The sequence below is a fragment of the Bradyrhizobium sp. AZCC 1578 genome, assembly GCF_036924675.1.
Lineage (GTDB): Bacteria > Pseudomonadota > Alphaproteobacteria > Rhizobiales > Xanthobacteraceae > Bradyrhizobium.
In genome coordinates this window covers 4,524,033-4,541,840 of the sequence record NZ_JAZHRZ010000001.1, presented here as the reverse complement: position 1 = coordinate 4,541,840, position 17,808 = coordinate 4,524,033, and the positions used below count along the sequence as shown (strand labels likewise).

Genomic DNA, 17,808 nt, shown 5'->3' with positions numbered 1-17,808 from the left:
GTAGACGATCCTCGCATCGCATCGAGAAGAGCGACACCGGATCCAAGTCATGGCGAAGAAGAAGAATGAATGGGGCGGACGCTGGAAGCGTCTCGATCAACTGACCGAGAGCGGGCAGGCTCACATCTATTTCGTCAGCGACAAATCGGCCGTCTACACGGATCGCTGCATTCTGAAACGCGTGCTGAATTCGAAACGGGACGTTAGGTTTCGCGACGAAGTTACGGCGATCGGCACCTTGACGCATCCGAACATCGTGAAATTGCTCGATCATTCCGCCCTGGATGCGACACCTGGCGATGAAAGCAAACAATACCTGGTCATGCCGTACGCAAAGGGCGGCGATCTTTCGGATTGCGTTCAACGATATCGCGGCGCTCTCGACGACGTTTTGGTCGTGGCAAACTAGATCGCTCTGGCGATGTGGTTGGACATCGATACGCTGCTTCTCGATGGTCGTTGGTCGTGCTTCTTTGCACGTCGTGCGAAGTATGAACGAAGCTGTTTGTGGTCTACGAACCACATGCCCGCGATGAGTCGCCCCAACCGATCCTTTGCGGTCGAATTTGCTATGTGATTTTTGGAAACTTCGGCTTCACGCGCCGCATCATGAACCGAGATGTAGGTTGCGCGACCCGGCACTTCGATAGTCAAATCCATATACACAGTGTAGCACTGATCATGGGTACGGCTCAGGAGCGTAAGCAATCGTCGCTAGCGCCTTGTTCGCACTGCCGCGGCCTTGGTAAGTGCCGAGCAACTCGCCCTCGTCGTCAATCTCCTTGACACGATACATGGTCCAGCGCCTCCTTACCCTGGACAATGCGAAACGCGCGGCCGTTACGACGACAATAGAACGCTTCGGACCTGTTAATTCGGGTCCATCCACAGTCGGCGCCAGCGAGAAAGCGCCGGAGCTTTACTCGTTCTTCTTCCTTCCATCGGTGGTAGTTCTCTTGGTGTTCGCACCTGAGTCGCTCTTCCTCGCGCTCTATATGCTCCTGCAGTGCACCGATGATAGCTCGCATCTCTGTACCCTGTGCCTTCTCGGCATGGTACAGCGCACGACAACCTTCCTTGAGCTCGTCCTTTGGGTAGGTTGTATGTGGCTCTTCCCAAATCGCGCGTAACCGCTGCTCAATATCCGTCTTCGTCAACGGGGACCACGCAACGTAGTTAGAAAGGCTTGAAGGTCCTCTAGCGGTATCCAGCAAGGAGCTGCGGCTTGTACGATCTCCTCACGCTTCGGCTCCCACTTCTTCCACACGGAACTCGCTCTATCTAAGGCGTTCACGATGTCTCGCGCGAGTCTGTGTATGCTGTGAGGGTCACGCAGATGCCGCAATGAGGGACTCTTCACGTAATCGAATAGTAATGAGGCAACCGCGTATTGGCGATCAGCGTCCATCTGTTATTCTTCCACTTCATGAGTCATATCGACGCCGGTTGAAGTTCACATCGCTGCAGAGTTTAATGGACAACGGAGCGCAAATGGTTCCCAGAGGAAACTCTCTCACGCCGAGGCGATCCTTGGCGATGTGAGCCAGTGTAGCGTTTCCACACGAAAATCCGGATAGCCGAAAATTGGAGATTAGGAGTGAGCGTCGCTTTTACAAAGGAAGAAAGTGCCGAGACTGCATCTGAGACGCTTTTGCCGGATCGTCCGATTTCACCCCATCCCAATCTGGTAACTGAGACCGGTCTGAAAGCCTTGGAGCGACAACTCCATGAAGCACGCGCGGCCTACGAAGCCGCTCAAAAGACTGACGACGTCAATGAAAAACGGCGACTTTCGGCAATCCCCATTCGCGACACGCGATACTTTTCCGAGCGACTGCGAACGGCTCAGGTCCTTCCCAATCCCACGTCTGCGGACGTCGTCGCCTTTGGAAGCACAGTGACATTCAATCGACTGGACGGTCGCGTACAGAAGTTTCGCATTGTTGGCGAGGACGAAGCGGATCCTAAGGCAGGTTCCATTTCGTTTGCTTCCCCTGTGGCGAAATTACTGATGGGTAAAGCCGTGGGAGACACCGTAGGCTCAGGCACAAACGAAATTGAGATTATCGCCATTTCTTGAATCTCACCCAGAGCAGGAGAAGGGAATAACTTCACGTGGTGGTGCCCTTGCCTGCCCGGTGGGCAAGAGCCATGCCCGAGGATCATTCGGCGGAGCCGGCACCCCATACTTTTTTCGGCTATTCGGATTTTCGTGGGGAATCCGAGGGATTGCTGGTCGCCTCGGCTGATGTCGCTGACGGGACGTTCTTTGGCCTTGTAAAAATATTGCCACTGGAATAGGTATATCCCAGTTGGATATACAAGGGGATGCACATGACGGGCTCCACGGTGTTCACAAGCAATCGCAGTCAGGCTGTCCGCCTACCTAAGGCCGTCGCCTTTCCGGAGAATGTGCATCACGTCGATATTCTGAAGATCGGCCGCAGCCGTGTGATCGTGCCTCAAGGCAAACGGTGGGATGATCTATTTCAGAACGGACCGCGCGCGAGCGAGGATTTCATGGTCGAGCGTAAGCAGCCCGCAGCCGAGGAGCGCGAGCCGCTCTGATGCTTACCTACATGCTCGACACAAACATCTGCATCTATGTCATGAAGAACTATCCGATCGAGCTGCGCGAAAAGTTCAATGCATTGGCCGAGCAACTCTGCATCTCCAGCATCACGCTCGGCGAGTTGCACTATGGCGCAGAAAAATCCGCACGCCGCGCCCACAACCTAACGGCAATCGAGCATTTTGTGGCGCGCCTCGATGTGCTGCCCTTTGCTGAGAAGGCGGCTGCGCACTACGGTCAGGTCCGGGCGGAACTAGAGCGCGCGGGAACGCCCAGTGGTCCGCACGACATGCAAATCGGCGGTCATGCCCGCAGCGAAGGCTTGATCGTCGTCACCAACAATATGCGCGAGTTCGCCCGTATGCCGGGGGTCAGAGTCGAGAACTGGATCTGACTGAGGCCAGGATGTTTCAACACGAAATTCCGAATAGCCCTTTTTCAAGACCACCGCCAATAGGTCCGTGTACTACCTCCCGCAGCGATTCAAACTCGACAGCTCCCGAATGTTGCTTGAATGCAACATCGATTATTTCTCGGCTTTAAGCCGCAATTTCCGAGGCCTTCAACTGAATATAGATATCTGATCGCTAAATCGGAGCCTCCTTTGCATTCGTGGACCAAACCCTAGCATACGCCCGATTCTCCTGATCGAATCCCTAGCCGGTTCGCTTCCGCAGGACGGCCGCCCGCATAGTCTCTCAGATCACGAACCGCTCGAGCAGATCACATCCATTCCCTCCTGAACAAATCCAGAAGGCCTTATGAATACTAGATCCATGGGTGCATTTCGCGCTCGCGTACACCGCGGCACTCGGCAAATTGGTGGGACTTGCATCGAACTGGAGGCGGATGGCCAAAGGATCTTGCTCGATCTGGGCTTGCCGCTCGACGCTGACGGAGCTTCGGACGATTTGCTGCCGGATGTCGCAGGGCTTCAAGGCGAAGACCCAAGTTTGAGCGCGATCGTCATTTCGCATGGGCACGGCGATCATTGGGGATTGCTGCCGTTGTGCAAGCCCGCGATCCCGTTGGTCATGGGTGCTGCAACCGCTCGCATTATGGGTGCCGCGGCACCGTTTGCACCCAATTTTTTTGCGCCCAACGTGTCGAAATATCTGACTGACCGAACTCCCCTCCAGATTGGACCGTTCCGTCTTACCCCTTATCTTGTCGACCATTCGGCCTATGACGCCTACGCCCTGGAGATCGAGGCAGCTGGCCGCCGGCTGTTCTACAGCGGCGACATTCGCGCTCACGGTCGCAAAGCGGCACTCTTCGAACAATTGGTGAGGAAGCCACCTCAACAGATCGACACGATGCTGATGGAGGGTTCGAGCCTCGGCCGGCTCGACGAACACGACCATTTCGAGAGCGAACAGGAAATCGAGGCCAGGCTCATCGAGAACTTCAGTCGGCCAGGGTTCGTCATGATCTCCGCGTCCGCGCAGAACATTGATCGCATGGTCGGTATTTATCGCGCCTGCAAGCGGACAAACCGCACGCTTCTGCTCGATGTCTATGCGATGGAGATCCTGAGAGCGACCGGCAATCCAAACCTGCCGAACGTGGGCTGGCCTAACCTCTCGGTCTACGTTCCGGAATATCAACGCCGGCACATTGCCAGAAATCAGCGTTTCGACCTGCTCGAACCTTACAAATCCACACGTATCTTCCGCGAGCATATCGCCGAGATCGCCGACAGGGTGGTGATGCTGTTTCGGCCCGCAATGATGCGCGACCTGGAATTGGGTAACCTCTGGAATGACGCGAGGGCGATCTGGTCCCAATGGGACGGATACCTCAACGAAGGCCCCGGCGCGAAACTAAAGGCCGACCTGCTGGGCCGAGGGATCCGGCTGGACGTCATTCACACGTCGGGCCATGCCAGCATCGCCGATCTCAAGCGGTTGGCCAACGCTCTCAATCCGCGCCGGCTCGTGCCAATTCACACATTCCAGGGTGACCGGTTCTCCGACTATTTCGCGAATGTCACGCGTCGCGACGATGGCGAATGGTGGGATGTCTAGATCGTCTTTTTTGAAGCTGCAAAACAAGGGGCAATAGAAATGGGTAAGGCAATATCCGAGAAGTTCATGAAGGACCTGCAGGAAGGAGGTCGGCTGCATGAACTTACGGAAAAGGTTCAGCGGGACGATACCTTGATGCTCGCGCTTCGCGGCCACTACATCAACATCTACTATCGCGGCGGAAGCATCCTGTACCTTGAAGAGAAAAATGGTGGATATGTTGCGGCCTTCGATGCCGGCTATGCTCAGGGTAAGCCAGTCGAACTGCCCTCCAACCTTATTCATGAGCCTGAGCACTGCTCGGCTTGGGTTGCGGCGCTGCCAACACTCAAAGAAACGATGAACTCATACTTTGCAACAAAACGGAAATCCGAACGCGAGTTTCAGCAGCTTGTCGCATGGGAGAACAACAGGTCAGCTATATCGAACGAGACCGAATACTTTATGACGGACATCGAATTTGCTGACCCTGACCAGGGAGCCAAGCTCGACATGGTCGGGCTCAAATGGCTAAGCAAGGATAAAAAGGATGAGACCCGCTGCACACCTGTCCTCGTCGAGATGAAATATGGCATCGGAGCTTATGATGGTGCCGCTGGCATCGCGAAGCATATCGCAGATCTCGAAAAGATCCTCGCCGATCCGATCAAGCGTGAAAGCCTCAACAAGACGATCGAAGAGCAGTTTGAGCAATTGCTCCAACTAGGACTCGTCCGTTTCAACAAGCACGTGAAGTACGATCGGGCGGTTGTCTCTGGTCGACCTGAAGTGGTCTTTCTGCTCGCCAACCACAACCCACGCAGCACGAAGCTGTTGAACATCCTTGACGAGATCAAAGAGCCTGCGCATTTCGACCTTCGCTTCTTCAATGCCAGCTTTGCTGGCTACGGAATGCACAATGTATGCATGCTCGAGCTAACCAAATTCAAGGAGCTGTTGCGGCAGCTGGCGAAAGTTAGTCCGCCTGCGCGCTCCGCTGAAACAAACGCGTAAGGTAAACCGCTGTAGTCCCGCTTGGAGTGAACTCTGTCGCATTCGCTTACATTCGCCATTGGCGATATTCACGGGTGCTTTGATAAGCTACAAACGCTGCTTGCCCTGTGCGAAATTGTTCAAGGTGGAGAGGGTCCCAGATTCATCTTCATCGGCGACTACATCGACAGAGGACCGGACAGCAGGCAGGTAGTGGATTTCCTGATCCGACGACAATCGGATCTGGGACGCCGTTTCATCTGCTTGCGCGGCAATCATGAGGAGATGTTGGTGCGCGCCGCGGACAAGTATCGCTCGGATCACGATCTCATGACTTGGTGGGGAAACGGGGGTGAGCAGACCCTCAAAAGCTATGGTGTTGACGATCCCAGCGAACTGCCTGCTGAACACTTGTCATGGATGAAGCAGCTCCCGCTGACGCACATAGACCGGCATCGCCTTTTCGTCCACGCCGGTGTCCGGCCTGGTGTGCCGCTTGCTCTCCAGTCGAAAGAGGATCTTCTCTGGATACGGGAGCCGTTCCTATCCTCAAGGGACGATCATGGAGTGCTGGTTGTGCATGGGCACACCCCCACAACGTCACGGCAAGCCGACCTGCGGGCAAATCGGTTGAATCTCGATACGGGTGCCTGTTTCGGCGGTCCGCTAACGGCGGCGGCATGGTCTGGCGCGCGGCGCGCGCCGATCATGTTTGTCACGGACATAGGCGAAATTGTTCGCTTGTAGACCGGCGATGCAAGAGCTTCCCGATTCAAGAGCCCAAGCCTTCTTTGGCTGCGATGCGGGACAAGTGGGTTGCGCGACCTGGACCGGTAGAAGCTTCCACCGATCGTTTCGCGAACAATTTTGAGCCATCTCGATAGGAGCTCTGAGTGTTCTGTTGCAGATCGGCGAAACCGCTCTCAGGATCGTTCTCGTAGATTAGGCAGAGACTTCCGACAGTGCCGTTGAACTTGGGCCGGAGACGCTCTCTGTCATCACCTCTGTCCTCCAGCCAAAGCTCCATCGCGGCTTGTTCGCGTCGACAGATGTTTTCGATTGTTTCGAAAGCGTCTGGACGCGAAAAGTCGACGTGAATTCGAACGGTCGCAGGCTTATAGTCGGCGAACAGCGCGTTCTCGTCCTTAGCCCAATATAGATCCACCCTATTCGTGCGCTTGATCTGTTTCAGCCCGGGTGCGTCGATTGCAACGTTTTGTCCAGCGATTTGGACAATGGCTGAGCGCTTTCGCTTGCTCACGGACCGAAGGCGTCAGGACCATCTTCGGCATAGTCCTCATTTTCGTGAGCAAGCCCCTCGCGGCGGTCCAAAAATCTTAAAAATGCCGGAAGGTAATACAAACCCCGGACCGTTGCGCGCGGCCCGGGCATGCCTTGCCGCTCGAACACATGGCGGATCTCGCGCCAGTGCCGAGCTTTATCTCCGAACGCGATTTCAGCCAACAGATCATCATCCACATACAACGGGGTGGGAATGATCAGTCCTTTTCCGCCGACCACGCGATAGTCCAGCCGTCTCGTCACATCGACCTCCAGTGGACCAAATATGACACTGAATTTTCAATGGAACAATAGGTCCACAGAAGGTATAGTTAACAGAAATACGATTCGGAGGACGGCATTGGTCACATCCAGGGAATTGGCCGACGTGGTAGGGGATGCGATCGGGATTTCTAGGGAGAGCGCGCAACTCCACTTGAAAACGATCCGAGTGGCCGGCTGGATATCGTTCAAGGGCTATGGGCGAGCAGCCGCGGCCATGAACGCGCTCGATGCATCGCGTCTGCTAATCGCTTCCGTCGGCAGCACCTTCGCAAAGGACTCGCTCGACGTGCTGAAGCGCTTCTCAGGGCTCAAGCCAGTGAGCACCCGAAGGCGCCTGACCGACACATTGGAGGACTTTCTGGCCAAGCGCATCGAAGAACTGGCCATGAATATCCCGCCCCCATTCGACATTGGGCGCAGCGCGGAATGGCAACAAAAATTTGGCTCCAGGCGTCCGGCGGAGACCGCCCTCCAGCTACTGGACCCAGTCGGAATAGGTGCCGGCAAGCTGCCCCGGTACGCGATCGTCAGGTGGATCGATCACACAGGCCAAAGCAAGGTCATTGTCTTTGGTCCTGAGGGAGAGCGTTCGGTCCGAGGGACCGAGATCTACGACCTCACGGAGCGTTTCCCCGGACATCGCCTCTTCCAGATCAAAACGGTCGCGCGCGCCGCACTGATCGACATTGCAGCCGCGCTGAAAGATGTGCCCGCGCGCCTACGGTAACACCCGGTAACAAGCGAGAGCGGTATCGAGAAAAAGCAACGAAATCAAGGACAAGTGGCGCGCCCGAAGAGATTCGAACTCCTGACCCCCAGATTCGTAGACTGCGGTGGATCATTGTTTTGAATGGACTTTTCTGCAAAACGCCCCAATACGCGGTCATTACATTTCAATCGGTTAGTGGCCTAGATGCAAAACGACCGAAACCGGTGCGTGCACCAAAACAGACGGCCTAAGCCCTGTAGATCGAGATAAGTGAGTCTCGCACCCACGCCCATGGGGTGCTTTGTCGTGGGCAAATCTCAAGTGAATTATGACAGATAACGACAAACACGATTGCATCAATTCTATCGCCGACGCCCTACAGCGAACCGCCAATTGGCGGGAGAAAATGCGGCTTCGATACCCTCAAGATGCCCGTAACGCGGAAGCGGCTGGTCTACTCATTCAGCTTGCCGATCAAGTCAAACAGCTTACTGATGCCGATTGGCAACGGCTGGAACCCCATTTCGCTTTGACCTCTCCGAAATGGTGCGAGTCCGTTAGCGAGGCGTGCCGCCTTGTCGGCTTCAAGAGCCGGTCGCCGGACCTCGAGTCATACATGCGAAATCTAGCCGGGCTGTTGGCCAACTGAACGGAACAGCCGAAATGACAATTGAAATAAACGAGACCAAAGGACCTTCGCTGCTCGAAGGTATGCGGACGCGCGGCGCGATATCGTTCATCGACAAGCAACTAGAACCCCTGCCCGTCATCGATCCGCGCAGTTGGCAAGGCAAGCAGATACCCGAGCGTGAATGGCTGGTGGAAGGCTTGATCCCGCAGCGCGTCGTGACGCTGTATTCGGGTGACGGCGGCACTGGCAAGACGCAAACAGCGCTGCAATTGATCGTTGCGGCGGCCCTTGGCCTGCAATGGTTCGGCAAGGACGTTACTCCGGGACCCTGTATTCTCTATACGGCCGAAGACGAAGCCGACGAATTACACAGACGGTTTGCCGCGACCGTCGCCCATGCTGGATATGAACTGGCCGACCTTGAGGGCGTGCGATTGATCCCGATGGCTGGATTAGATGCGACGCTGGCGAGTTCAGACAAAGGGCAGTTGAACTGGACGCGGCAGTACTGGAAGCTGAAAACCGAAGTCGAAAGCTTTAAGCCGCGATTGGTCGTGATTGACCCGGCCGCTGATGTGTTCGGCGGCGACGAAATCAACCGCAATCAGGTGCGCCAGTTCATTCAGAAATTGGCAGCGTTGGCACTCAACTGCGGTTGCGCCATTGTTCTTTTATCTCATCCCTCACTAACCGGCATGAACAGCGGGAGTGGCTTGTCCGGGTCAACCGCATGGTCAAACAGCGTTCGGTCACGACTCTATTTGCAAGCCGTGAAAGATGACCCGGACGCGCGCGTCTTGAAGGTCATGAAGGCCAACTATGGTCGAACCGGGGAAGAGATAAACCTTCGCTGGAATGAAGGGGTCTATGTTGTTGACAGTGGCGCTGATCCTTCGGTTGTAAACCTGTCCAACCGCGCCGCCGACGACGTTTTCTTGGCTGTCTTTCTAAGAATGACGAACCAGGGGCACCGGCTAAGTCCAAAGCCTTGCGCCACATATGCGCCAAAGCGGATCGCGGAACATCCTGATGCCAAAGGCTACACTAAACAAAAGATGGCAGAAGCAATGCAGCGGCTGCTTGATGCCGGGGTACTGCGGATTGAGAAGCAAGGGCCGCCTTCGCGCTGCTATGACGTATTGGTCGCGAGCCCTAACTAGCCGACCAATACGCTTTGCGGACTCGTTCGAGGCTTGGAGGTTCCTGAACAAGTCAGCACCGCTGCGCCGCCGACAATTAATCTAATGGCGCAGAACGTGCCAAGTTAGTTGTAAGAATGTAATAGCCGTCGGGATAAGCAACAGCGCAAATCCGCAGCCGTAAAAGGTTAAAACAAAAACGCGCAGCATCGGACGGGAATTGTCGAGCGCCATATATCGTAGCGTAAGAATGTCGTTCCGGTGCTTGTCAGTACTTGCCTGTTGGCTGAAATCTTCAACGAACGGCTGATGGTATCGCGCCCCCGAGTGCAAAACATTTGCAATCTTTGTTGGATCAGGTTTGCCTCTGCGATCATAGAAATCGTCTTCAAATTCCTCCTCCCCAGCCACACCCATAGCCGCTTCGCTTTCAGTGTCACCCGACACAATTTCGTCCATGGGCGGGTCAGGAATATCGGCAAATATTTCAATGATCGCAACAGAGCCCAAGTTTATAAAATCTATTGGCTCGCCTAGTCGCCTCAGCAATGTTGGCATTTGATAAGGACCATCTTCCTCCCACCAACTTGAATAGTGGGACGCCAGTTCCGTCACCATGAGTCCTATTCGTGATTTGGTTACTAGCGCGCTCTCCATTTGTATGTATTCGACGGCAGACGCATAGTTCTTCACGATTAGGGGGCAAAAGAGCGCAAAGAGTGCTGATCCGATTCCAAGAAACGTGAGGCCGAAATAGACGTAGTACAGTCGAGACAAAGTCACCTGGCGCGCTGTGTCATCAGCGGCGCTTGCTGATATGTTCATCCAACGACGCACCAAGTCTGGCGACAGAGTAAGCAGTTCAACAACGTGTTGATTGAAGAGCAGAAGTGATCCTAGAAAGGGCACGATGATAGTTAGCGCAAGAAGTCGTGATTGCCCGATCCTACGTATGGCTGACCATGGAACGGCTGCGATAGGACGGCTATTTACAAGCCCCCATTTGAGACCGTTAAATTTTTCACGAAGTCTGGCTATCATGAACGTGTAAGTCCTCTTTGTCCGCGCCGCGTCGAACAATCCTTAACGCATCATCCGCCAACGGCCGCTGCAATTCTTTTGCTTCATCCCAAGGCGCTCGCATCCAAACCTCGCGCTCTTCATCCGTTGTGAGGATCACCGGCATGGCTTTCGGGTGAATCGGCTCGATGACGGCGTTCGGCTGCGTTGTCAGAAACCCATAGACAAGATGCGGGCCAGGAATTGGCTTCGACTTCGTTCCTCGGCCGCCCCTAAATTCCGTCCATATACCCGCGAATGCGGACAGCGGTCGGTCTTCATTCAGGGCGAACCACACCACGTCTTTTTTCTTGGTTTCAGGATTGGGCTCCGGCGCATATTCTGCAAAGCTGTTCAGCGGCACCAAGCATCGATTCTCAGGCTTCAACCAGCCGCGCCAATGTGGGGATGATGTGTTGCGTATATTGGTGACCGGCGGGCCGCCAGTTCTGGGTGGCGGTGGCATCCCCCACCGCATCATGACTAGCTCCCGCTCCGTCCCCGCGTTGCGGACGACGGGCGCGGGATAGTCAGGAAACACACCCGGCATCGGTGGGAGGTTGCCGACGTACCGATTCATGACGCGGAACAGCGCGCGGATGGCTTCTTGGTTAGTGGTGATGCTGTAGAGATTGCACATTTCAGCGACCGTCCGACGCCACTCTATAATTACCAACCGTTTGGATGTCGGCAGCGTCGAAACCCAATATGAACGTACCAACATTCCGGGGTGACGGTGGACGAAGTGCAATTGGCTCCACATTCGAAACAATCTGAAATCCCGAGGCAGTGGCCCACGCTTGCTGAACTGTTCCGCCTATCATTTCGCTCGCGTTCTCAACAATCAAATGCCGGAGCGCGCGCCTTGGCGCATCAAAAGCGACAATTTGGTGTACTTCTTCCCTCGCTTTTGCGTCACCAAGCTCCTTGTCGATTGCCTCTTTAAGAAGAGCGGGAGAGCTTCCTATGACAATCGAAGATTCTGCCGCTGTACCTCCGACTCTGATTGGATTTAGAGAATGTTCCTGCATATCTACCCAAAACTGCGCGTTCGCAAGTCTGGGTCGAAGTTCAAATGTGCGAAGAGTACGTTGCTGCGGACACCACCCGAATACAATTGCCGAGAACAAGCCGTCTGTTCCAGACAGTTGACCGACTTCACGCATGTACTCGGCAGAGGCGCCGGCAATAAAATGGGCTACCTCGTTAAGGGCAGGCGGTGGAGCGCCCGGATTTCCAATCAATTTTGAAAGCAAGGTGTTTGACAGGGCGTGCGCGGCCAAGGCGCTAAGTGTGGACCCGCTATAAGCAAAACCGATGTCCGCGCGATAAACTTCGCGGTCGAAGAAGCCGCTCGGACCAGGTTGCCTGCAAACAATCGTCACAGGCAACAGCTTTGGCCCATGCTCTGTCAGAACATTGCCCGCAGTGCGCACGATCCGGGTATCGGCTACTGCCATCAGCCGATCTTGCGCTCTCCATACCGCGACTAAGGTCAATTCAAATCCCCTGGCCAATTCGCTTTTCGTGATCAAGCGGCGGTTAGACATAGGGTCCGCAACCCGTTCCTTGCCCCAAAGCCTAGTAAAGTTGCTCAGTCCTGCCAACGCCGCTGTAATGGCCAGCCATGAGCACGAAGACGCGCGAAGTCATCTGGGCCGGCCGCGTCGGTCCGCATGGAAGGCTATGGCAGCCCTGCGCAGCCGTCCCCAACGATAGGCCAGTGCCTGAACGGCGGGTACGGCTGGTTAGAAATCGAATGCCGCCGATGCAAGACAAGGGCGAGTCTGCCATTGGATGCCATTCGCAGACGGCGTGATACGCCCATATGGAAGCTGGAGTCTTCGTTCCGAAGCCGGTCTTGCGGTACGCGGCGCTACAAGCCGCCGGTGCGGATGATCAAGCTGACTGAGCGGCGGGAGATAACGCCGTACAAGTGGGTGCATCCTGATGAGGAGCGGTAAGACCATCAACTAGTCAGCCCTATTCAAATCCTGTAACGCCCTTCGTTCGCAGATTCTGCGTCATTTGGGCTATTCGTGTGCGAGCAACCGTGATCCAGTTGAAAGTGATTTCGCCCTGCCTGTAGGCTTCCGCGAATTGCGGTCTAACGAGGTCGCGAGTAGTCTCAGAGGGATTCTCAGGAAGTTTTTCTAGAGCGTCGATAGCATTTTTGAGCGCGCGGCTGATTTCTCCTCTTGCCGCCTCATGATCTAGTGCAAGCGCAAATCGCAACTGTTCAGTTACGCGACTGTACTTCTCCAAGAGGGCGTCAATTGGCTTCCATAATTCATCTGGAAGTGCGGCGTTCATTTCTCGGAGCGCACGGGCAAAGCCCGCTGGACCATGATTCGGTATTCTGCCGTGCCAATTAGCTGTCGCCTCTGTGATCTTATGAGTGGCCGGGAATACGCGCTTTTCGACCAAGTCGTGAGCTTCGGCCAGCCCATCTAACAATTCACGGATATCTCGCTCGGAATAGGTTATCAGTGTCTTCGCGGCCGGCGGCGTGGACGCCGAGGGAGTAATCGTCGGTGATGGGAATGGTTGCTGGACATTCGGAACCTGTATGGGGGCTTGTCGCCATTGCCAAAGCAGGCCGCCGAAGGCAATCGCCAATCCGAGAGCTATGACGTGGGATGGTTGAATTGCCGGCACGAGCCAATCTCTGTTTGTCACCAGATACGTTACTAAGCAGATAGTTGCGAAGAATCCAGAGAGATAAAAAATCGCGTCTGCCAGCCATCTGCGTTGCGGCCACTTCATTGGAGCGACCCCGGCTGCCGTCTGCACTGCAAATAGAAACAAGGTAAGAAATAGCGTACTGTCCAACGTGCTCTCCACTGCTTGGGCGGCCGGGGCAATTTAAGAAACGGGCTTCCATCAAATCAGGGACAGGAGGTCAAACAGTTTTGCAACGCAGAACAATCAGTCAACTGCCTTACTGTTTCGTACCTACCTTCGTACTGCTTCGCACCCCTTCGCACCCATGTGCTTCGCACCCCCCTATAACCCCCGGGCCGGTGCGAAGCCCGGCCCCGATGCGAAGGCACCGGGCCGGGTTCAAACGGCTGGTGCGTTGCGAACAGCCCCCCGACCGAGAACGCGGCTCTGATGGATAGCCAGCCCATTCTAGACTGCCGGGGGCGTTGGGCGCTTCTTCCACCGCACGCCGCCAACATCGATGACACGAATCGCGCCGCCGTCTTCCGGCGCATCCCACAAGATTGCATTCAGAGTTTCATTCTCGGAGACCGGCTCGGTCGTCAGCATTTGCGAACGCGCGCGTGCCGTCTGCTCGTCTGACGGAAGAGAGGCACTATCGAACGGCCGAGAACGGACAACAAGCGATGTGTGCATCCCATTATCCAACGTTACTGCGAACATCGGCCTTCCGATTTTCTTCAACTTGGATTCTAGCGTAGCTGGATGCTCACGCGAGAGAAAAACGCCAATTTCCGCGCAGCTTCCATCTTCAATGCCAAGTACAAGTGTCTTTTTGCGTGCGCTATCAGACAGCGAAGCGCCATGGCAATAGTCGGCGGGCAAGATAAGTGAAGCCGCATGCGCTGCCCCGAGAAGGCCGGGCACTGGCAACGCCCACTCAAACGCCGTTTTAGCCGGAATTGCGATACCTTCCCCGCGCTTTCTCTCAAAGTATTGCTTGTCATAGCCAACGTAGCCACGGCCGTTTTCATGCAGGCTGACCTTTATCGCATTGGAAATGCCTTTTGCGCCGAAATAGAAATCGCTTTTGTGGCCCCAGAAAATCCAACAAGCGGAGAGTTTCCCACGCGGGTTCTCCGCGACAATTCGGACGCGTTTCGAAAACGCCCTATCGAGTCTACGTTCAAACTCTTCTTTGGTCACAGGCGAATCCTGTTCTGCCGACGACGAAGTCCAAATACCGCTAATCGCAGCTTGCCCTTGTTGATCGTGTGAACGTGTGTACCCTACCGCTTCCGACGGTTACCGGTGCCGTAATCGAAATAGACAAAATCCAAGATCATCACGAAAGCAAAGCCGATAAACAGACCTACCGGATAAAACCAATACTCGCGCGTTGGTCCAGCAAATCCAGCCAAAAAGCTGAACATCGCCATGACAGACGTTCCGATGCAGGCGGACGTGGTAGCGACAAGAACTTTTGTACCCGTTCGTTCTTTGTAGTTTGAGAAAAAATAGAACGTTGCGAACGAGCCGATAATGGCCCCCAAACAAAGGCATCCCGCTACAATAACCCAGTCCATGGTGTTTCCCGCCCAATCAATCCTCCGCATCATAGTGTGCGCGCGACGCCCGTACAGAGGTTTGCCGTGAACCGGCCAGCCTTTCCGCTGGATAAAGCGGCCCGCACCAGCGACGGCCGCAGCCAGCCTACGTCCGGTGCACCAAGACGGCCCGCCTGCGCCCTATAAGGTGAGCCGGTTAATCGGCTCGTCACCAAAGGGATGCTCCATGACCGACAAAGTAGACCTCGATTACGATACCATTGACGGCATTGACGACGCGGACGACGAATCCTTGTTTCTGCTTGTTAAGGACAGGATCACCGGTGATTACGGCTGGCATTGGGTCTATCGCGACAATCTCGCGGACTATGGACTTTATGACCTGGCCCGAACTGGCCTTTCGGACGTGGATGCTGATAGCCGGGGCTGGCTCAGATAGGCCGGTGCACCGAAAATGCGGTTTCGCGCCCTATATGATGAGGGCAAGAAGCCTTGTAGGCCGGTGCACTAAAAACCGCACCCAGCGCCCGATCTAGTGAGGGATGAAAGCGGGACGGCGTTGGCCGGGCCGTTTTTGATCCTGATACCAAAATGCGACCGGCGCACCGCGCCCGCACAATTCATTTCACTCACGTATTCATTTCAAAGGATTCTCCCCGCATGGTAGCGGCCTCTGATCTCGTGCCAAATCTGGCACGTATAACCGGCTTGCCCCTTTCCACCGTCATAGGCGTGAAGCGCCGACTGGTGGAAACCGGAATTTGGCCATCCAGCCGTGGCGCAACAGTACCCAAACTGAATACCCGCCACACCGTCATGATGCTGTTGGCCCTCTTAACCGATGTCCCTGCCAAAGACGCTGCAAGTGCGGCCTGTGCGTACTACGCACTGATGGACCCCACTGGCCGGAATGGTTTGGGCGACGTTCTCGTTAACATGATCAACTCTTTCAAATCGGCCAGTGATACGGCGGCCCTTGCATACAAATCCCGGATTGAAGTCGATTGCGATAGACCGCGCGCGTGTCTTTCGATTGAGACGATTGAAGGGCAATGCGAAACCCTGTTCGGCATTCAGTCAGCGCCTTGGTCCGATATTCGCGTTAGGCGCAGCATGACGATCAGCGGGAAATGTCTCTTCGATCTTGCCTGTGGACTCCACTTCAATCGTTGGGAGTCCGCGTAATTGTTTGGGTTTACTTGGTTTAAGAAATCACACTCTCTCACCGACCCGCGCCTCTCCGAACTATTTGGCTTCACCCCGACGTTGAGCGGTCAAACAGTCACCGCTGCCACTGCCCTGCATGTGCCCGCCGTCAATGCCGCCGTCCGCATCATTTCGGAATCGGTTGCCGCACTACCGGCACACGTCTTGAAGTTCGATGGAACATCCAAAATTCTCGATAAAGGCAACACGATTTATCGGCTAATCCACAATGAGCCGAACGGCTGGACAAGCTCGTATGATTTTCGACTACAGATTCAGGTAGACGTGTTGTTGCATGGCAATGGTTATGCCTTCGTCAACCGCGTAGCTGGCACGCCGCGTGAACTGATCCGGCTTGCACCCACATCCGTAACGGTTGCCCATGATCAATCTTCCGGCGAACCGGTCTACACGGTCACCAATTCATCGGGCATTAGGCGAACTGCCCCCTACTCCGACATCATTCACATCAAGGCTATCAGCATCGACGGTGTGACCGGTATTGCGCCAATCCATCACGCCCGCGAAGCTATCGCCTTAGCGTTGGCGTTAGAGGGCCATGCCGCCAAGCTATTGGGCAACGGTGCGCGGCCAAGCGGCATCCTAAAGTTCAAAAGCGGCAAGCTTACAAGAGAACAGCTAGACCGCATCAAGGCGGCTTGGCAGGCAGCACATGGTTCGGGTGCATCCGGCGGAACGGCCGTGTTCGATCAAGACGCAGACTTTACTCCTCTCACGTTTAACAGTGTAGATATGCAATTCGTTGAACTCCGGCGAATGCAAATAGTAGAAATCAGCCGCGCATTCCGCGTACCGCCCCACCTTCTCTCTGAACTTGGTAGAGCGACTTGGGGCAACGCGGCAGAAATGGGCCAAGCATTCCTTGACTACACGCTGATGCCATGGGTTCTGCAATGGCAAGCGGCCCTCACACGCGCGCTATTCGCCCCGGAAGAACGGGCGACCACTTCAATTGAACTCGATACGTCGGCCCTCACGCGCGCCAACCTGACGGCCCGGACGGAAGCTTATGCCAAATCGGTTGGCGGCCCGTTCCTGACGGCGAATGAAGCACGTGCATTAGAGAACCGTCCACCCATAGAAGGTGGCGACATTCTGATTCCCGCAAATGATAATAATCAATTACGAAAGACCAAAGTCGCATGACGAAAGAGATAGGCGCTTTCTTCGAACTTGATACGAAGAGTATCACGGCTGACGGCGTATTTACCGGCTACGCTTCAAAGTTCGATGAACAAGACCTTGGCCGGGATATCGTCAAACCTGGCGCGTTCGCCAAGGCGTTGGCGTCAAAGCCGCTGCCAAAGATCAAGATGCTTCGCAACCATGACACGTCAGAACCCATCGGGGTCTGGACAAGTCTGATTGAGGATGAGCGCGGATTAAAAGCGACCGGCCAGCTAATTCTGGACACAACGCGCGGCCGCGAAACCTACAGTCTCTTGAAGGCTGGCGCGCTCGACGGTTTGTCCATTGGCTATCGTGCGACGAAAGACACATTCGACCGCATCAAGAACGTTCGACTTCTGCAAGAGGTCGATCTTTTCGAAATCTCGGTCGTGACGTTCCCGATGCTGCCAAGCGCTACAGTTAGTCGCGTGAAAAGCAGCACGGAATTCCAACGCCTCATTCAGGCTATCAACGCCGCAAATGCGGCAATTCATTAAAGGACTC

Annotated in this window: 22 protein-coding genes and 1 pseudogene; 15 read left to right on the top strand and 8 right to left on the bottom strand. The window is 55.1% G+C overall.

The features are described 5' to 3' along the window. The first annotated feature begins 49 nt into the window (after positions 1-49). The 8 genes from V1290_RS21665 (at position 50) to V1290_RS21630 (ending at position 6,318) form a co-directional block, all read left to right on the top strand. Positions 50-409, top strand: a complete 360-nt coding sequence (locus tag V1290_RS21665; RefSeq protein ID WP_334366285.1) for a hypothetical protein — start codon at positions 50-52, stop codon at positions 407-409. Between the two features lie 1,188 nt (positions 410-1,597). Beyond that, positions 1,598-2,080 carry a transcription elongation factor GreA gene (gene greA / locus V1290_RS21660; protein WP_334366284.1) on the top strand — a complete coding sequence of 161 codons (483 nt, stop codon included), beginning with the start codon at positions 1,598-1,600 and terminating at the stop codon, positions 2,078-2,080. Positions 2,081-2,151: 71 nt separating this feature from the next. Beyond that, positions 2,152-2,301 carry a hypothetical protein gene (locus V1290_RS21655; protein WP_334366283.1) on the top strand — a complete coding sequence of 50 codons (150 nt, stop codon included), beginning with the start codon at positions 2,152-2,154 and terminating at the stop codon, positions 2,299-2,301. Between the two features lie 33 nt (positions 2,302-2,334). Beyond that, the gene (gene vapB / locus V1290_RS21650; RefSeq protein WP_334369120.1) at positions 2,335-2,568 is read left to right on the top strand and encodes a type II toxin-antitoxin system VapB family antitoxin; all 234 of its coding nucleotides are present in this window, start codon (positions 2,335-2,337) and stop codon (positions 2,566-2,568) included. Further along, entirely contained in the window at positions 2,568-2,966 is a 399-nt protein-coding gene (gene vapC, locus V1290_RS21645) for a type II toxin-antitoxin system tRNA(fMet)-specific endonuclease VapC (RefSeq protein WP_334366282.1), read from the top strand. Before vapB ends, vapC begins: the two co-directional genes overlap by 1 nt. A gap of 367 nt (positions 2,967-3,333) precedes the next feature. Next, positions 3,334-4,599 carry an MBL fold metallo-hydrolase gene (locus tag V1290_RS21640; protein WP_334366281.1) on the top strand — a complete coding sequence of 422 codons (1,266 nt, stop codon included), beginning with the start codon at positions 3,334-3,336 and terminating at the stop codon, positions 4,597-4,599. Between the two features lie 66 nt (positions 4,600-4,665). Further along, the gene (locus V1290_RS21635) at positions 4,666-5,592 is read left to right on the top strand and encodes a hypothetical protein (RefSeq protein WP_334366280.1); all 927 of its coding nucleotides are present in this window, start codon (positions 4,666-4,668) and stop codon (positions 5,590-5,592) included. A gap of 33 nt (positions 5,593-5,625) precedes the next feature. Beyond that, positions 5,626-6,318, top strand: coding sequence for a metallophosphoesterase family protein (locus tag V1290_RS21630; RefSeq protein WP_334369119.1), 693 nt, complete (start codon positions 5,626-5,628; stop codon positions 6,316-6,318). 25 nt (positions 6,319-6,343) lie between these two features. On the opposite strand, the gene V1290_RS21625 is transcribed toward V1290_RS21630, so the two are convergent. Together V1290_RS21625 and V1290_RS21620 are read right to left on the bottom strand one after the other, a co-directional pair. Then, complete coding sequence (locus V1290_RS21625; protein WP_334366279.1) at positions 6,344-6,832, bottom strand: hypothetical protein; 489 nt, start codon at positions 6,830-6,832, stop codon at positions 6,344-6,346. Further along, a complete protein-coding gene (locus tag V1290_RS21620; protein ID WP_334366278.1) occupies positions 6,829-7,116 on the bottom strand; it encodes a hypothetical protein in 288 nt (95 codons plus the stop codon). The genes V1290_RS21625 and V1290_RS21620 overlap by 4 nt, the downstream gene beginning before the upstream one ends. A gap of 97 nt (positions 7,117-7,213) precedes the next feature. On the opposite strand from V1290_RS21620, the gene V1290_RS21615 reads away from it, so the two are divergent. Both V1290_RS21615 and V1290_RS21610 read left to right on the top strand, forming a co-directional pair. Then, the gene (locus V1290_RS21615) at positions 7,214-7,864 is read left to right on the top strand and encodes a hypothetical protein (RefSeq protein ID WP_334366276.1); all 651 of its coding nucleotides are present in this window, start codon (positions 7,214-7,216) and stop codon (positions 7,862-7,864) included. 645 nt (positions 7,865-8,509) lie between these two features. Next, positions 8,510-9,637: an AAA family ATPase gene (locus tag V1290_RS21610; protein ID WP_334366275.1), complete on the top strand. Its 1,128-nt coding sequence runs from the start codon at positions 8,510-8,512 to the stop codon at positions 9,635-9,637. 81 nt (positions 9,638-9,718) lie between these two features. On the opposite strand, the gene V1290_RS21605 is transcribed toward V1290_RS21610, so the two are convergent. The 3 genes from V1290_RS21605 to V1290_RS21595 all read right to left on the bottom strand — a co-directional run bounded on the left by V1290_RS21605 (position 9,719) and on the right by V1290_RS21595 (position 12,135). Next, on the bottom strand, positions 9,719-10,441 hold the full coding sequence (locus V1290_RS21605; protein WP_334366274.1) for a hypothetical protein: 723 nt from the start codon (positions 10,439-10,441) through the stop codon (positions 9,719-9,721). A gap of 196 nt (positions 10,442-10,637) precedes the next feature. Next, positions 10,638-11,315 (bottom strand): SOS response-associated peptidase, encoded by a 678-nt coding sequence (locus V1290_RS21600; RefSeq protein WP_334366273.1) that lies wholly within the window; start codon positions 11,313-11,315, stop codon positions 10,638-10,640. Between the two features lies 1 nt (position 11,316). Continuing rightward, entirely contained in the window at positions 11,317-12,135 is an 819-nt protein-coding gene (locus V1290_RS21595; protein ID WP_334366272.1) for a hypothetical protein, read from the bottom strand. Positions 12,136-12,336: 201 nt separating this feature from the next. Between V1290_RS21595 and V1290_RS36550 the strand changes: the two are divergent. Beyond that, positions 12,337-12,639: pseudogene (locus V1290_RS36550) on the top strand (hypothetical protein); the annotation flags it as partial. A gap of 19 nt (positions 12,640-12,658) precedes the next feature. Here V1290_RS36550 and V1290_RS21590 read toward each other — a convergent pair. From V1290_RS21590 to V1290_RS21580, 3 genes are all read right to left on the bottom strand, one after another. Further along, a complete protein-coding gene (locus V1290_RS21590; RefSeq protein WP_334366271.1) occupies positions 12,659-13,507 on the bottom strand; it encodes a hypothetical protein in 849 nt (282 codons plus the stop codon). A gap of 300 nt (positions 13,508-13,807) precedes the next feature. Next, positions 13,808-14,545 carry a hypothetical protein gene (locus tag V1290_RS21585; protein ID WP_334366270.1) on the bottom strand — a complete coding sequence of 246 codons (738 nt, stop codon included), beginning with the start codon at positions 14,543-14,545 and terminating at the stop codon, positions 13,808-13,810. 83 nt (positions 14,546-14,628) lie between these two features. Next, positions 14,629-14,925, bottom strand: coding sequence for a hypothetical protein (locus V1290_RS21580; RefSeq protein ID WP_334366269.1), 297 nt, complete (start codon positions 14,923-14,925; stop codon positions 14,629-14,631). A gap of 208 nt (positions 14,926-15,133) precedes the next feature. On the opposite strand from V1290_RS21580, the gene V1290_RS21575 reads away from it, so the two are divergent. The 4 genes from V1290_RS21575 (at position 15,134) to V1290_RS21560 (ending at position 17,801) form a co-directional block, all read left to right on the top strand. Then, the gene (locus tag V1290_RS21575) at positions 15,134-15,346 is read left to right on the top strand and encodes a hypothetical protein (protein ID WP_334366268.1); all 213 of its coding nucleotides are present in this window, start codon (positions 15,134-15,136) and stop codon (positions 15,344-15,346) included. Positions 15,347-15,567: 221 nt separating this feature from the next. Beyond that, complete coding sequence (locus tag V1290_RS21570; RefSeq protein ID WP_334366267.1) at positions 15,568-16,092, top strand: hypothetical protein; 525 nt, start codon at positions 15,568-15,570, stop codon at positions 16,090-16,092. Next, positions 16,093-17,280 (top strand): phage portal protein, encoded by a 1,188-nt coding sequence (locus V1290_RS21565; protein WP_334366266.1) that lies wholly within the window; start codon positions 16,093-16,095, stop codon positions 17,278-17,280. Beyond that, on the top strand, positions 17,277-17,801 hold the full coding sequence (locus tag V1290_RS21560; protein WP_334366265.1) for an HK97 family phage prohead protease: 525 nt from the start codon (positions 17,277-17,279) through the stop codon (positions 17,799-17,801). Before V1290_RS21565 ends, V1290_RS21560 begins: the two co-directional genes overlap by 4 nt. The last annotated feature ends 7 nt before the right edge of the window (positions 17,802-17,808 follow it).

Bases quoted from the DNA above. Each gene is read 5' to 3' on its own strand.
- vapC (WP_334366282.1), top strand. From the start codon at position 2,568: ATGCTTACCTACATGCTCGACACAAACATCTGCATCTATGTCATGAAG.
- V1290_RS21600 (WP_334366273.1), bottom strand. From the start codon at position 11,315: ATGTGCAATCTCTACAGCATCACCACTAACCAAGAAGCCATCCGCGCG.
- V1290_RS21570 (WP_334366267.1), top strand. From the start codon at position 15,568: ATGGTAGCGGCCTCTGATCTCGTGCCAAATCTGGCACGTATAACCGGC.
- V1290_RS21580 (WP_334366269.1), bottom strand. From the start codon at position 14,925: ATGGACTGGGTTATTGTAGCGGGATGCCTTTGTTTGGGGGCCATTATC.
- V1290_RS21640 (WP_334366281.1), top strand. From the start codon at position 3,334: ATGAATACTAGATCCATGGGTGCATTTCGCGCTCGCGTACACCGCGGC.
- V1290_RS21605 (WP_334366274.1), bottom strand. From the start codon at position 10,441: ATGAACATATCAGCAAGCGCCGCTGATGACACAGCGCGCCAGGTGACT.
- V1290_RS21560 (WP_334366265.1), top strand. From the start codon at position 17,277: ATGACGAAAGAGATAGGCGCTTTCTTCGAACTTGATACGAAGAGTATC.
- V1290_RS21665 (WP_334366285.1), top strand. From the start codon at position 50: ATGGCGAAGAAGAAGAATGAATGGGGCGGACGCTGGAAGCGTCTCGAT.
- V1290_RS21655 (WP_334366283.1), top strand. From the start codon at position 2,152: ATGCCCGAGGATCATTCGGCGGAGCCGGCACCCCATACTTTTTTCGGC.
- vapB (WP_334369120.1), top strand. From the start codon at position 2,335: ATGACGGGCTCCACGGTGTTCACAAGCAATCGCAGTCAGGCTGTCCGC.
- V1290_RS21610 (WP_334366275.1), top strand. From the start codon at position 8,510: ATGACAATTGAAATAAACGAGACCAAAGGACCTTCGCTGCTCGAAGGT.
- V1290_RS21575 (WP_334366268.1), top strand. From the start codon at position 15,134: ATGACCGACAAAGTAGACCTCGATTACGATACCATTGACGGCATTGAC.
- V1290_RS21635 (WP_334366280.1), top strand. From the start codon at position 4,666: ATGAAGGACCTGCAGGAAGGAGGTCGGCTGCATGAACTTACGGAAAAG.
- V1290_RS21595 (WP_334366272.1), bottom strand. From the start codon at position 12,135: ATGGCAGTAGCCGATACCCGGATCGTGCGCACTGCGGGCAATGTTCTG.